Source organism: Streptomyces sp. NPDC127595 (genome assembly GCF_042671685.1).
GTDB lineage: Bacteria > Actinomycetota > Actinomycetes > Streptomycetales > Streptomycetaceae > Streptomyces.
In genome coordinates, this window is the sequence record NZ_JBHXWK010000001.1 from 1409962 (window position 1) to 1423138 (window position 13177).

The following is a 13177-nucleotide window of genomic DNA, read 5'->3' on the forward strand; positions in this document are numbered from 1 at the left end:
CAGCGCGTCAACCGACCACCTGGGCAAGGGATTTGCGCACGGGCATCGGGAATGGCGAGACGTTCTCGCGGAAATGCGCGGTGCTCCGGAAGCAGGCCCCTGCGGGAAAGGCGTCCGGCCCCGCCGGCGGGCGATGAAGCGGGGGCCGGAGCGGGGGGCCGGACACGGGCCGACGCGGGGGTGGGGTCAGGCGCGGGCGCCCTCGCCGTGCCAGGAGCGCCAGAGGGCGGCGTAGGCGCCGTCCAGGCCGAGCAGGTCCCGGTGCGGCCCGCTCTCCACGATGCGGCCGTCCTCCAGGACGACCACCCGGTCGGCGTCGTAGGCGGTGTGCAGCCGGTGGGCGATGGAGATCACCGTGCGGCCCTGGGAGACGGCCGCCAGCGAGCGTTCCAGGTCGCGGGCGAGCCGCGGGTTGAGGAGTGAGGTCGCCTCGTCGAGGACGAGGGTGTGCGGGTCGGTGAGCAGCAGCCGGGCGAGCGAGAGCTGCTGGGCCTCGGCCGGGGAGAGCTGGCGACCGCCGTCGTGGAGCGGGGTGCCCAGGCCCAGTTCGGTGACCCAGCCGTCGGCGCCGACGGCCGTCAGCGCCCGGTCGATCTCGCGGTCGTCGGCGGTGGACCGTGCCAGGAGGAGGTTGTCGCGGACGGAACCCCGGAAGACGTGGTAATCCTGGGTCACCATGGCGATCTCGGCGCGCAGTTCGGACCGGGACAGGCGGTCCAGGCGAAGGCCCGCGACGGTGATCGAACCCGCGCGGGGCCGGTCGATCCCGGCGATCAGCCGGCCGAGGGTGGATTTGCCCGCGCCGGACGGTCCGACGACGGCGAGCCGTTCCCCCGCGCGGACGGTCAGGTCTATGTCGTGCAGGACGTCGGGTCCGCCCTGGTAGGCGTGGCTGACTGAGAGCAGCACGATGTCCCGCGCCCCGGTCCCTGCTCCAGCCCCGGTCCCTGCCCACGCCCGGGTCGGTGTCCTGACCCGTGCCTCCACCCGTGCCTCCGTCCGCGGCGCGGACGGGACCTCGGGGCCCGCCCCGTCGGCGCCCCGTCGGTCCTCTTGCGGACGGCCCCCGCCCGCCCCGCCCACCTCGGCCGTCTCGCTCACCCCGAGCAGGCGCGCCATCGAGGCGCCGCCGACCTGCAGCTTGTCCTGCTGGTAGAGCAGCACGTCGATCTGGCCCGCTAGCTGCTGGGCGTACAGGGTGGCCGCGGTGACCGCCCCGAGGGAGACCCAACCCCGGTCGTAGCCGATGCCGCCGAGGACGAGCGTGGCGATCGTCGGGACGGCGATGGCCGTGTCGGTGACGGGAAGGAAGACGCTGCGCAGCCAGAGCGTGTGGCGCTCGGCGCCGTACGACTCCCGGGCCGCCCGCCGCATGCGCTCCACCCGCCATGGGGCGGTGCCGAGGGCCTCGACCGTCCGGGCGCCCTCGACGGTCTCGGTGAGCACCTCGGCGGTGCGGGCGTAGGAGGAGCGCTCGCGCAGGTACCCGTCACGGGCCCGGGCCAGGTACCAGCGGGCCGCTGGCCACAGCAGCGGGAGGGCGAGCAGGCAGGGCACGACCATGAGCGGGCCGGTCAGCAGGAGGGCGCCGAGGGTGGTGACGATCGCGGTGAGCGCGACCAGGGAGCTCGGCACGGCGTCCCGGACGATGCGCGCCAGCGCGTCGACGTCCCTGGTCGAGCGGGTGACGAGGTCGCCGACCCCGGCGCTCTCGACCCTGGCGAGGGGAAGCCGGAGCAGGTCGCGGACGAAGTCCTCGCGAAGCTCGGCGATGACCTGCTCGGCGAGCCGGGCGGACTGGTGGACGGCCAGGCCGATCAGGACGGACTGGGTCAGCAGGAAGCCGAGGATCGCCGGCACCACGGTGGCGACGGTGTCCTGGCCGGCCTGGACGTCCTCCACCAACCGGCCCAGTAGCCAGGGAGCGGTCAGCCCGAGGGCGGCGGCCAGCGCGTGCAGCACCAGCACGGGGACGAGGCGGACGGGGTGGCGTAGCAGGAGGCGCCGGGCGTGGCGGCGGACGGTCTTCGAGGAGACGACGGGCAGTGCGGTCACCTGGGGTCGCTCCCTCGGGTCACGAGTGCGTGGTAGTCGGCGTCGGCGAGCAGCGCGCTGTGCGGGCCCTCGCCGACCACGGAGAGGTCGCGGACGTACAGGACGGTGTCGGCCTCGCCGAGTACGGTCGCGCTGGTGGTGAACACGACGGTGGTGCGCCGGGCGCGTCCGGCTCGCAGCCGCTGGGCGACGCGGGTCTCGGTGTGAGCGTCCAGGGCGCCGGTCGGCTCGACCAGCACCAGGACCTCGGGGGCGACGGCCAGGGCGCGCAGGAGCCGCAGCCGCTGGCGCTCGCCGCCGGAGAGGTCGCGTGCGCCCGGCTGCACTTCGCTGTCCAGTCCCTGCGGGAGCCGGTCGATGACGTCGGTGGCGGAGGCGGTGCGGGCATGCGCGGCGAGGGCGCCCGCACCCGCCCGGTCCAGGGGGTCGAGTTCGAGCCCGAGGCGGCCGGCAAACAGGTGGTCGTCGTTGTGGACCACGAGGATCCGCTCGCGCACGGCGGCCAGCGGCAGCTCGGTGAGCGGAACGTCGCCCCAGGTGACGGCGGAGTCGGTGTAGCGGCCGAGCCGGTCGGCGAGTTCGGCGGCCTCACCGGTCGAGGAGCAGGCGATGGCGGTGAACTCCCCGTGCCGGATCTTGAGTCCGGACTCCGGGTCGACGAGTTCCGCGGGCCCGGCCGGCAGGTCGGCAGCGCCCTGGTCGGCCAGGTGCGGTTCGAGCGCCAGGAAGCGGCTCACCCGGGCGGCGGATACCTGGGCGCGGGTGAGGAGTTCAGCCGTCTCGGTCAGCCAGCGCAGCGGAGTCACCAGGAAGACCGCGTAGCCGTAGAAGGCGATCAGACGGCCGACGCTCAGTTCGCTGGCGAGGACCAGGTCGGCGCCCCGCCACACGATCGCGGTGGCGAGCACACCGGGGACGAGGACCTTCACCCCGGACAGGGCCGCCTCGACCCGGGCCGTGCGGGTGGCTAGGCGCCGGGTGAGCTGCGATTCGAGCCGGTAGCGCTCGGCGAGGCGCTGCTCGCCGCCGAAGCCGTGCAGCACCCGCAGGCCGCCAGCGATGTCCACGGCCATGCCCATGAGTTCGCCCTGCTGGCGGCGCAGGTCCTGCTGGCGCCGCCGCAGCGGCCGGAGGAGGAGCGCGAGCAGCCAGAAGTTGACGCCCACGCCGACCAGCACGATCAGGCCGAGCTGCCAGGAGGAGGACAGCACGATGGTGGCGACCACGCCGATCGCCACCACGGCGCCCACTCCGCGGGAGCTGGCGGCGAGCGCGGCCCCGAGCGGTTCGATGTCCCCGACGCCGATGCTCACCACCTCGCCGCTGGTGGTCCGGGCCCGCAGGCCAGACCCGAGGCGGGCGGCCTGCGCGTTGATCAGGTGCACCAGGTGGTACGAGGGGCCGGTCATGCTCCTGAAGTCGCAGCGCTCCTGGGCCAGTCCGGCGATCGACTGGGCCAGCACCAGGGCGACCAGCAGGCCGGCCCAGCGCAGCAGGGCCGGTCTGTCGTGGGCGACGACTCCCCGGTCGACGGCGAGACCGATGACCACGGGGATGAACGAACGTGCGAGCATTCCCGCGATTCCGGCGACCACGCCGAATGTGACGGGAACGCGGAACCGTTTGCCGAGAGTGCGTAGCAGGAGGTTCGGTCGGTGGTATTCCACTGAGTTCTGGCCCGACATCACGTCGGTGGGGGCCGGTCCGGACATTCGGCGAGATTAGCACCGCCGAAAGGAAGCCAGTCGTGCAATCGAAAGCGTGCAACACGCACGTGACATTACGTCAATCATGTTCGTTGCCACGGGGGTCGCGAATGCCATCGAGTGTGCGCGCCGCCTCCTCCAGAGCGATCCCGGTGTGCGCGTGGTCCTCCTGCTCGACGCCGTTCAGCAGCACGTGGCCGACACCGGCCCGCAGGTAGGCGCCGAGGGCCGCGCCCACGTCCTGGTAGGAGCCCACGAGGAAGGGCGCGCTGGCCCGGCCGCTGCGGAACGCGCCCAGCCAGTAGGTGCCGTCCGTCGGGTCCGCCGCGTCGGAGCCGTCCTCGGCGGCCTCCCGCTCGACGGCCAGGGTGGCGAGGTCGCGCGCCCAGTGGTTCCGCGAACCGGTCTTGAGCACGGTCTCCTGCCGGGCCAGCCAGGTCTGGGGGAAGCGTAGGTTCGCGACCCGGCGGGCCTCCGCGCGGCTCTCGCGGCTCACGATGCCGATCCGGATGCCGAGTTCACCCCGGTAGCCGGCCCGCCGCAGCGGATCCAGCGACTCCTCGCGCCAACGCTCGAAGGGTAGCGGGTGGGTGACCACGACGTCCGCCTCGTCCACCGCGAGTGCCACGCTCTGCGGCGACGAGCCCGCGATGAACACCTTGCACCCGGCTAGCACCGCGGCCCGGGGTTCGAGCCGAAGACGGCGGTACGTGTAGTGCTCGCCGGTGAGTTCCGCCTCGGCACCCGCCAGCAGCGCCCGCAGGACCTGGGCGTACTCCCGTAACCGCCGGTAGCGCCCGTCGTGGTCCAGACGCTCGCCTATGCTGTGCATCTCGTCGTCCCGGGCCCCCGCCACCAGATTGAAGTACAGGGGACGGCCGTAGAGTTCGGCGTATGCGGCGGCGCAGGCGGCGGCGGTGTGCGGGGGTGTGCCGGAGGGCTGGACGGCGACGAGCGGGGTCAGCTCGGGGCTGACCGCGCCGATGTAGGAGGCGACCGTCCAGGGGTCGACCTCACGCAGGTTGTGCGGCACCAGGATGCCCGACCAGCCGGCCGCCTCGGCGGCGCGCGCGGTCGCCGCGACCCGGGCCCGGTAGGCACCGGGTACGGGCACCGGACCCTCGCCGGGCCGTGAGGGCGGGGTCACCGAGTAGACGTGCACGTGTGTCCCTTCACCAGGCCACCAGAAGCCGGTGGACGCCGTAGAAGCCCATGTCGCCGCCGAGCGGGACCTCCCCGGCGGGGACGGCGAGCCGCAGGTCGGGGAAGCGGGCGGCCAGTGCCGGGTAGGCGACGCGTAGTTGGAGCCGCGCCAGGTTCTGCCCGATGCACTGGTGAATGCCGTGCCCGAAGGCGATGTGCCCGCCGGTGGCGCGGGCGAGGTCGAGCCGGTCCGGATCAGGGAACCGCTGCGGGTCGCGGTTGGCCGCCGAGAGCGAGATGGTGACGCTCTCGCCCGCCCTGATCGTCCGTCCGTCGAGCTCGACGTCCTCCAACGGCGTTCGGGGGACGCCGAAGTGGAAGATCGACAGGTAGCGCAGCAGTTCCTCGACCGCGTTGTCGGCCAGGTCCGGCCGCTCGCGCAGGCGCCGCCACTCACGGGGGTGCGAGAGCAGGGCGAAGACGCCGAGGCCGAGCATGCCGGCGACGGTCTCGTGGCCGGCGGTGAGCAGCAGGACGCCGGCCCCGGCCACCTCGGCGTCGGTGAGGTCGCTGGTGGAGGCCATCCGGCTGAGTAGGTCATCGCCGGGGACCCGGCGCTTGTGCCGGACCAGGCGCAGCAGGAAGTCGTCGAGCGCGCGCATCGCCTCGACGCCTTCCCCGGCGTCGGCGGTGAGGCTGAACAGGACCGTGCTGTTGTGCTGGAACTCGGCCCGGTCCCCGTACGGGACGCCGAGGAGTTCGCAGATGGCGGTGGACGGGACGGGCAGCGCGAAGTGCTCGACCAGGTCGGCCGGCGGGCCGGCCTGCGCCAGCGCGTCCAGATGCTCCTCGACGGTCCGCTCGATCCGGGGCCGGAGTTCGGCCATCCGGCGCGCGGTGAAGCTGCTGATGACCAGCCGCTTGTACCGGGTGTGCTCGGGCGGGTCGAGGTCGACGAACCAGCCGGGCTGGACCTCTGCGCCGATGAAAGGGTCGGCGGCCGGACGCGGGACCGGCACGTGCTTGAGGTCGGCCCGTGCGCTGAACCGGTCGTCGGCCAGGACGGTCCGGGCCAGTCGGTGGCTGGTGACCAGCCAGCCGAGGTGGCCGTCCGGATAGGCGAGCCGGCGCAGTGGGGTGCTCTCCCGGAACCGGCCCAGCTCGGGCGGCGGGTCGAACGGGCAGGAGCGGGCGGTGGGGTGGCGGACGGGCTCGGGTTCGAGCGCCTGCTCGGGGGGCACGGTGGTTCCTCTCGCTCGATGGTGTGGGGCGCTGAGGGGCGGGGTGATCAGGGGCCGCCGGGGAGCGGGGCACAGCACTCGGGGCACCCGGCTCGGGACTCAGGGCTCGGGGCTCAGGACTCAGGGCTTGGCGCTCGGTGCTCGGCGCTCAGGGCTTGGTGGCGACGGTGAGGCCGTGTTCGAAGGGGAGTCCGGCCACCGTCGCGACGTCGACGCAGCCGGCCTCGCGCAGCCAGCGTTCGTAGTCGGCGGCCGGGTAGGCCATGCCGCCGCCGCTGGCGAGGACGTTCAGGTAGAGCGAGAGCCGGGCCGAGTAGACGCCCCGGCGCTCCTCCTCGTCGATCACGAACCCGTAGACGAACACCCGCCCCCCGCTGGGCAGCGCTTCGATGGCCTTGGCGAGCAGCTGCCGGATCCGGTCGGCGGGGAACACCTCCAGGACGTGGCTGAACAGCACCGCGTCCGCGCCCGGTGGGAACGGGTCGTTCAGGATGTTGCCGGGGCGCAGGGTGATCCGGTTGCGTCCAGCGAAGGGCTCGGCCCGGTCGGCGAGCTCGCTGACACTCGGGGTGTCCAGCACGGTGATCCGGGTCACGGGGAAGCGTCCGGCGAGGTGGCGGGCCGTCGTGCCGTCGCCGCCGCCGACGTCCAGCAGTTCACCGACCCCGGTCAGGTCGATGTGCTCCAACAGCGCGGGAAGAGTCCGGAGGCTGAAGGCGGCCATCGAGGCGTGGAACACGGCCTCCAGCTCGGGGTTGTGGGCGAGGCGCCGGTAGAGCGTGGGTTCCTCGCCCCGGTGGCCGGCCAGCGCGGTGTTGGTGCCGGCGCGGAGCGCGGCGGTGGTGTGGGCGAAGGCGGGGTTGTAGATCTGCTGCCAGCCGTCGAGGATGTGCCGCCAGCCGTCCGGGCCGTCCGAGGTGAGCGTCTCCTCGGCGAACCGGGAGTTGACGTAGCCGCCGTCCCGTACGTCCAGGAGCTCGGTGGCGCACAGGGCGTGCAGCAGGACGCGGGCCTGGTGGGCGGGTAGGCCGGTGAAGGCGCGGATATCCTCGAAGGCCGGCGGCGCCGGGTGGCGGGACACGTAGCCGAAGAGGTCCAGTTCCAGCCCGGCGACGAGCGCGCTGAAGAGGGCCGGGCCGTTGACGATCAGGTCGAAGCGCTCGCGGACCGGGTCGGTCTCTCGGGAGTCGGTCATCGGTGGGGTCCTTCCTCTCGGGGCTGCTGTCCGACCTGTTCGACGGCCAGGATCGACCAGGCGTGCGGACCGGTGGCGGAGACGAGCAGGCGGTGACCGGGCCGGGTGCGGCCGTCGGCGGCGAGTTGTTCCAGGGTGATCAGCAGGTCGGCGGAGAAGCTGTGGGCCAGTCCGGCGACGTCGCCGAGGAGGAGCCGGTCCTGGCCGAAGCCCATCGCGGTGGCGAGGAACCCCTGGCTCTGGAGGCGGTAGTTGGCGAAGACGACGGCGTCGAAGTCCTCCGGGCCGCGGCCGGTCTCCGCGAGAATGTCGGTCACCGCGTCGGTGGCGAGCTCCACGATATCCAGCAGTCCCGGAGCGGATCGCGATCCGGCCCTGACCGAGGTACGCAGGCCCACCGCGTCGATCCGGAAGGTGGCGGAGCGCCGGTCCGGTGGGGAGCGGGTCAGCACGCCGGCGGCAGCGCCGTCGCTGAACACCGAGAGGCCGGACTTCATCAGCCGTCCGCCCGCCGGGGCGCGGTCGGCCGAGATTAGCAGGACGCGCCGGTGGCGTCCGGAGGCGAGCGCGTCCCCTGCGATCCGCAGCGCGGGGCCCAGGTTGGCGCAGCCGTGCCCGGCCAGGGCCAGGTACTCGACGGTCGGCAGGCCGAGCCGGTCGGCCAGCCGGGCCAGCGAGTCGGCGATGTCCTCGTCGTTCTCGCTGATGTAGAGCAGCAGATCGGGCGCGCCGTCGGCGAGTTCGAGGGTGCGCTCGCCCGCGAGCGCGGCGAGTCGCCAGCTCGGCAGTTCGCTCTGCCGGTAGGAGGCCAGGCCGTGGAGCGGGTCGGTGAGTTCCTCGGCGCCGGGTTCGGCGAGGCTGGCGATCGGCCGCGGCTCACCGTGCACGTGGGCCAGCGCCGACAGGTACAGGTCGCTCATCGGGTGCCCCCGGGTGCGTACGGTTCCCCCGTCGGCCGGTCCGGGCCGACACCGGCCGGGGCGGCCGGCGCGACCGGCGCTGGGCCTGGCGCGGGCCCCGGGTCAGTGGCGTCCCCCGGTGGCGGGCTTGGTGGCGGGCTTGGCGGTTCGGCAGCTAGCCGTGCCACCAGGCGGGTGACCAGCCCGGCGGCCGACGCGGGGTGCTCCCGGTCGAAGGCGGGGCCGAGCAGCGAGCGGGCGTTGGCCGGCGTGCCGGCGTCCTCTCCGAGGAACGGCGGACGGGCGCCGAGCACCAGGGTCAGCCGGCGCAGCACCTCGTCACCACTGTGGTCGGCGTGCTCGGTCAGCAGCCGCAGCCAGCGGCGGTAGTCGGTACGCGGCAGCGCCGGGCCGCCGGCGTCGACGGCGTCCAGCACCGCGCTCCACGGCAGCGGCTGCTGTCCGGTGAGGTGGTAGGCGCGGCCGAGGCCGTCGGGGGCCAGGGCGAGGCGGCGCAGGACGCCGGCCGTCCAGTCCACCGGCGCGGGCCGCAGCACGGCCTCGTAGTCCGGGGCCGTGCCCAGGCGCACGACGGCGGTGAGCACCTGGACCAGCAGGTCCTGCGGATTGTGGCCGGCGGTGGCGCTGTTGACGAACAGGCGGCCCGTGCGGTGGATCGCCACCGGCAGGCCGCGTTCGGCGGCGGTGGCGGCCAGCCGGTCGGCCACCCACTTGCTCTGCTCGTAGCCGCTGGCCAGATCGGTCGGGGCGGGGAGCCGCAGGGTCTCCTCGACCGGGGTGTCCGGGCCGAAGACGGCGAGCGTGGAGATGTGGTGCACCGGAACCGGTGTCGGGCCCTGGGCGGCGAGCCGCAGGATCTCCTGGGTGCCGTCGACGTTGACGGGCTTGAGCGCCTCGTAGGGCAGGGCCAGGTTGACCCGGGCGCCGGCGTGGACGACCAGGTCGAGACCGCGCCCCAGGGCCGCGTAGGCGACGCTGTCCAGTCCCAGCCGGGGGCGGCCGAGGTCGCCCGGCCACGACCGGACGGCCCGGGACGGTTCGGCCAGTCCGTAGCGGGCGGCGGCCGCCCGCAGCCGTTCGGCCGCGGCGGGGGAGTCCGGGGCCCGGACCAGGCAGCGGATCTCCCGTGCGCCGGCGGCGGCCAGTTCGGCGAGCAGGTGCGCCCCGAGGAAGCCGGTGGCGCCGGTGAGCAGCACGGTGGGTGCGCTCATCGCACGGCCTCCCCGGGGGCGATGGCGGCGTCCAGGACCGCGTCCGCCTCCAGGAGCGCCGCGGACGGCGGGCCGGGCGTGGGGTGGTCGGGCGTCGGCTCCTCGGAGGTGGAGGCGGGGCCGCGCAGCATGGCGGCGAGCGCTCGGACGGTCGGGTGCCGGAACACGTCGGGAAGGGTGAGGGAGGTGCCGAACTCCCGCTCGGCCTCGGTGGTGAGCCGCATCGCGATCAGGGAGTCGCCGCCCAGGAGGAAGAAGTCGTCGTGCCGGCCGACCCGGTCAGCGCCGAGCAGCCGTTCCCAGAGGGCGCACAGGCGCCGCTCGACATCGTCGGCGGGCGGCCGGTACCCGGCGGCTGGCGCCCCGGTGGCGGCCGCCGGTTCGGGCAGCGCCAGCCGGTCGACCTTGCCGCTGGGTGTCAGCGGGACGGCGGGGATCTCGGTCAGCAGGGTGGGGATCAGGTGGGCGGGCAGCGTCTCGGCGAGTGCGGCCAGCACCTGGCGGGCGAGTGCGGGGCCGGCGCGGTCCGGTTCTGGGACGAGGTAGCCGGCGAGGACGGTGTGCTCGCCTCGCCGCCGCAGTGCGGCGGCGGCGTCACGGACCCCGGGCGCGGCCCGCAGGGCCGCCTCGACCTCGCCGAGTTCGACCCGGAAGCCGCGGATCTTCACCTGGTCGTCGGCGCGCCCGAGGAAGCGCAGCTCCCCGGAGGGGCCGAGCACGACCCTGTCCCCGGTGCGGTAGAGCCGTTCGCCGGGCCCGGCTGTCGGGTCGGGGGGGAAGCGTTCCCGGGTCAGGTCCGGCCTTCGGTAGTAGCCCTCGGCCAACGCCTTTCCCCCGATGAAGAGTTCGCCGGGGACGCCGGGCGGCAGTGGCTGGAGCCGGTCGTTGAGGACGCTCAGCCGGGTGCCAGCGACCGGGTGGCCGAGCTGCACGCTCGGTCCGTCGAGATCGGCCGGCCGCACCCGGTGCACGGCGGCCCACACGGTCGCCTCGGTCGGTCCGTAGAAGTTCCACAACTCGGCAGGCCAGTCGAGCAGGGTACGGGCGAGGTCGGAGGGCAGCGCCTCACCGCCGGCGAAGACCCGGCGCAGGGCGCCGCCCTCCGGTAGGCCCAGGCGGGCCAGTTCGCGCAGGACGGACGGGGTGAGGCAGAGCACGGTGACGGCCTCCTCGGTGAGCAGGGCGCGCAGGCCCGTGGGTGCGTGCTGTTGGGCGGCGGTAGCGATCACCAGCCGGGCGCCGGTCAGTAGCGGGGCCCAGATCTCCCAGGCGCTGACGTCGAAGGTGAAGGTGTGGCTGGACACCCAGACGTCGTCCTCGCCGAACCCGAGTTCTGTACTCGTGCCGTGGACGAGCCCGGCCAGCGCGTCCTGGCGGACGGCCACCGGTTTGGGCCGCCCGGTGGAACCCGAGGTGTAGGTGATGTAGGCGAGTGCGCCGGGAGGGGTCGGCCGGGCCGGGGCGTGGGGTCGGTCGGCGGTACCGCTGGCGGTGGCGGCGAGAAGCTCCTCGACCAGCAGGATCGCCGGGTCCGAAGGGTCCGAAGGGTCCGAAGGGTCCACCGGGACCGGAGGACCCGCCGGGTCCGCGGCCAGCGCCCGGTGCAGCGCGCCCGCGTCGGCGGCGCCGGTCACCACGGTGCCCGCTCCGCAGTCCCGGAGCAGGGCGGCGGTCCGGCCAGCCGGCTGGCCGGGGTCGAGCGGCAGGTAGGGCCGGCCCGCCTTCAGGACGCCGAGCATGACGGCCACCGCGTCGGGCGTGCGAGGCAGGTGGATCCCCACCGGTGCCGGCGCGGCCCCGGGGGCGGTCCCGGCGGCAGCGGTGGTGAGCCCGGCGGCTACGGCGTCGGACAGCCGGTCGAGGTCCCGGTAGGTCAGCCGGGCCCCGGCGCCGACGACCGCGACGCGCCCGGGGTGGGCGCCCGCCCGGGCGGCGAACAGCTCTGCGAGGCCGGGCTCCGGGCCCGCCGGCGGGGGGCCGTGCAGGACGAGGGCGCGGGCCTCCTCCTCGCCCAGCAGCGGCAGCCCGGACACTGGGACGTCCGGCTCCTCGATGAGGCCGTCCAGCAACCGTGTCCAGTGCCGGGCGAGTTGCTCCGCCCGGGGGCGGTCCAGCAGGTCGCTGCGGTATTCCCAGGCGCATTCCATCGCCCCTGCGACCGGTGTGACGTCCAGGCTCAGGTCGAACCGGGCGAAGCGCCGGTCGTCCGGCAGCGGCAGCGTCCGGGTGCCGGCCAGCTCAGGATCGGCCGGCGGCTGGTTGTGCAGCGCGAAGAAGACCTGGAAGACGGGGTTGGCGCCGGGGTCGCGGGGCAGCCGCAGCCGCGAGACGATCCGTTCGAAGGGAACGTCCTGGTGGGTGAAGGAGTCGAGCGCCGCGTCCCGGACCAGGCAGACGAGCCCCACCCCGGTCAGCGGCCCGGACAGGTCGGCCCTGATGACCACGGTGTTGGTGAACAGGCCGACCAGTGACTCCAGTCCGGGCTCCTCGCGGCCGGACACCGGGGTGCCGACCAGCAGGTCGGTACGTCCGCTGTAGCGGTGCAGCAGGAGCAGGTAGGCCGCCAGCAGGACGTGGTATGGGGTCGCGCCGGCCCGTGCGGCCAGCGCGCCGATCCGCCGGACGACGGCGACCGGCAGCCGATGTCCGTGGAGTCCGCCCGTCCGGCCCGGCACGGCCGGGCGCGGGTCGGCCAGCGGCAGGTCGAACCTGGCGGGAAGGTCCCGGAGGCGGTCGAGCCACCAGTCGAGCCCCGGGCGCTCCCGGCCCGCGCGGAGCCGTTCGGCCCGGCGCAGCGCGACGTCGGCGTATTGCGGGCGGGGCGGGCCCTGGTCGTCGCGCAGGGCCGGGGCGGGTGGGCGGCCCTCCACGGCGGCCCGGTACAGCTCAGCGAGTTCGGCGCGGAGCACGGAGACGGACCAGCCGTCGATGAGCAGGTGGTGCGCGACCAGGACGAAGAGGTACTCCTCGGTGCCCAGCCGGGCGAGGCTGGCGGTGGCGAGCGGCCCGGTCTCCACGTTCATCGGCGCGGCGGCCAGCGCGGCCGCCCAGCGGTCGGCGCCGGCCTGCCGCCCGGCCGCCGGGAGCGTCCTCAGGTCGGTCTCGGCCAAGGGCAGTTCGCCCTGCCGGTGCACGACCTGGAGCAGTTCGTCGCCGAGCGTGAAGGTGGTGCGCAACGGTTCGTGCCGGGCGACCAGGGCGCTCAGTGCCGTCCGCAGGGCGTCCGGGTCGAGCGGCCCCTCGACCCGGACGGCGACGACTGGCATCTGGTACGCCGGGCTGCCGCCGTCGTAGCGGTCGAGGAAGAGCAGCCGGCGCTGGGCAGGGGTGGTCGGGAAGGTGTCGCGCGGTCCGTTCCGGGGGGCGGCCTCCAGCCGGGCCGGAGGGGTGCGCCGGGCCGCGGGGCCCGCCCGTCGCGGACCGTCGGACGCGGGCGCGGCGGCCGCCAATCCGGCGAGCGCGGTGAGGACGCCGCCCAGGGTGGGGTCGCGCAGGAAGGCCCGGATGGGCAGCTCCAGGCCCCAGTCGCGGTGCAGCCGGTTGAGCAGCAACATCGCGGTGACCGAGGTGCCGCCGTGGTCGAGGAAGTTGTCGTGCGGGGCGGCCTGCTCGACGCGGAGCAGTTCCTGCCACAGTGAGGTGACGCCGCGGACGAAGCTGGCGGGGTCGCGGGAGTCGGTGGCCACTCAACCCTCCTGATGGGATC

8 protein-coding genes are annotated in these 13177 nt (G+C 74.6%); all 8 read right to left on the reverse strand.

The features are described from left to right. Nucleotides 1-186: 186 nt before the first annotated feature. On the reverse strand, nt 187-2055 hold the full coding sequence (locus ACFVKT_RS06240) for an ABC transporter ATP-binding protein (RefSeq protein ID WP_385728002.1): 1869 nt from the start codon (nt 2053-2055) through the stop codon (nt 187-189). Then, entirely contained in the window at nt 2052-3767 is a 1716-nt protein-coding gene (locus ACFVKT_RS06245; RefSeq protein WP_385728004.1) for an ABC transporter transmembrane domain-containing protein, read from the reverse strand. Before ACFVKT_RS06245 ends, ACFVKT_RS06240 begins: the two co-directional genes overlap by 4 nt. A 73-nt stretch (nt 3768-3840) precedes the next feature. Beyond that, on the reverse strand, nt 3841-4923 hold the full coding sequence (locus tag ACFVKT_RS06250) for an LLM class flavin-dependent oxidoreductase (protein WP_385728006.1): 1083 nt from the start codon (nt 4921-4923) through the stop codon (nt 3841-3843). Between the two features lie 10 nt (nt 4924-4933). Continuing rightward, nucleotides 4934-6145 carry a cytochrome P450 gene (locus ACFVKT_RS06255; RefSeq protein WP_385728008.1) on the reverse strand — a complete coding sequence of 404 codons (1212 nt, stop codon included), beginning with the start codon at nt 6143-6145 and terminating at the stop codon, nt 4934-4936. A 148-nt stretch (nt 6146-6293) separates the two neighbouring features. Beyond that, nucleotides 6294-7340, reverse strand: coding sequence for a methyltransferase (locus ACFVKT_RS06260; protein WP_385728011.1), 1047 nt, complete (start codon nt 7338-7340; stop codon nt 6294-6296). After that, nucleotides 7337-8260: a hypothetical protein gene (locus tag ACFVKT_RS06265; RefSeq protein WP_385728013.1), complete on the reverse strand. Its 924-nt coding sequence runs from the start codon at nt 8258-8260 to the stop codon at nt 7337-7339. Before ACFVKT_RS06265 ends, ACFVKT_RS06260 begins: the two co-directional genes overlap by 4 nt. Beyond that, nucleotides 8257-9471: a thioester reductase domain-containing protein gene (locus ACFVKT_RS06270; RefSeq protein WP_385728015.1), complete on the reverse strand. Its 1215-nt coding sequence runs from the start codon at nt 9469-9471 to the stop codon at nt 8257-8259. Before ACFVKT_RS06270 ends, ACFVKT_RS06265 begins: the two co-directional genes overlap by 4 nt. Beyond that, nucleotides 9468-13157: an amino acid adenylation domain-containing protein gene (locus ACFVKT_RS06275; protein ID WP_385728017.1), complete on the reverse strand. Its 3690-nt coding sequence runs from the start codon at nt 13155-13157 to the stop codon at nt 9468-9470. The genes ACFVKT_RS06270 and ACFVKT_RS06275 overlap by 4 nt, the downstream gene beginning before the upstream one ends. Nucleotides 13158-13177 lie beyond the last annotated feature (20 nt).

Coding starts and splice junctions, on each gene's coding strand:
- ACFVKT_RS06270 (WP_385728015.1), bottom strand. CDS start 9,471: ATGAGCGCACCCACCGTGCTGCTCACCGGCGCCACCGGCTTCCTCGGG.
- ACFVKT_RS06265 (WP_385728013.1), bottom strand. CDS start 8,260: ATGAGCGACCTGTACCTGTCGGCGCTGGCCCACGTGCACGGTGAGCCG.
- ACFVKT_RS06260 (WP_385728011.1), bottom strand. CDS start 7,340: ATGACCGACTCCCGAGAGACCGACCCGGTCCGCGAGCGCTTCGACCTG.
- ACFVKT_RS06245 (WP_385728004.1), bottom strand. CDS start 3,767: ATGTCCGGACCGGCCCCCACCGACGTGATGTCGGGCCAGAACTCAGTG.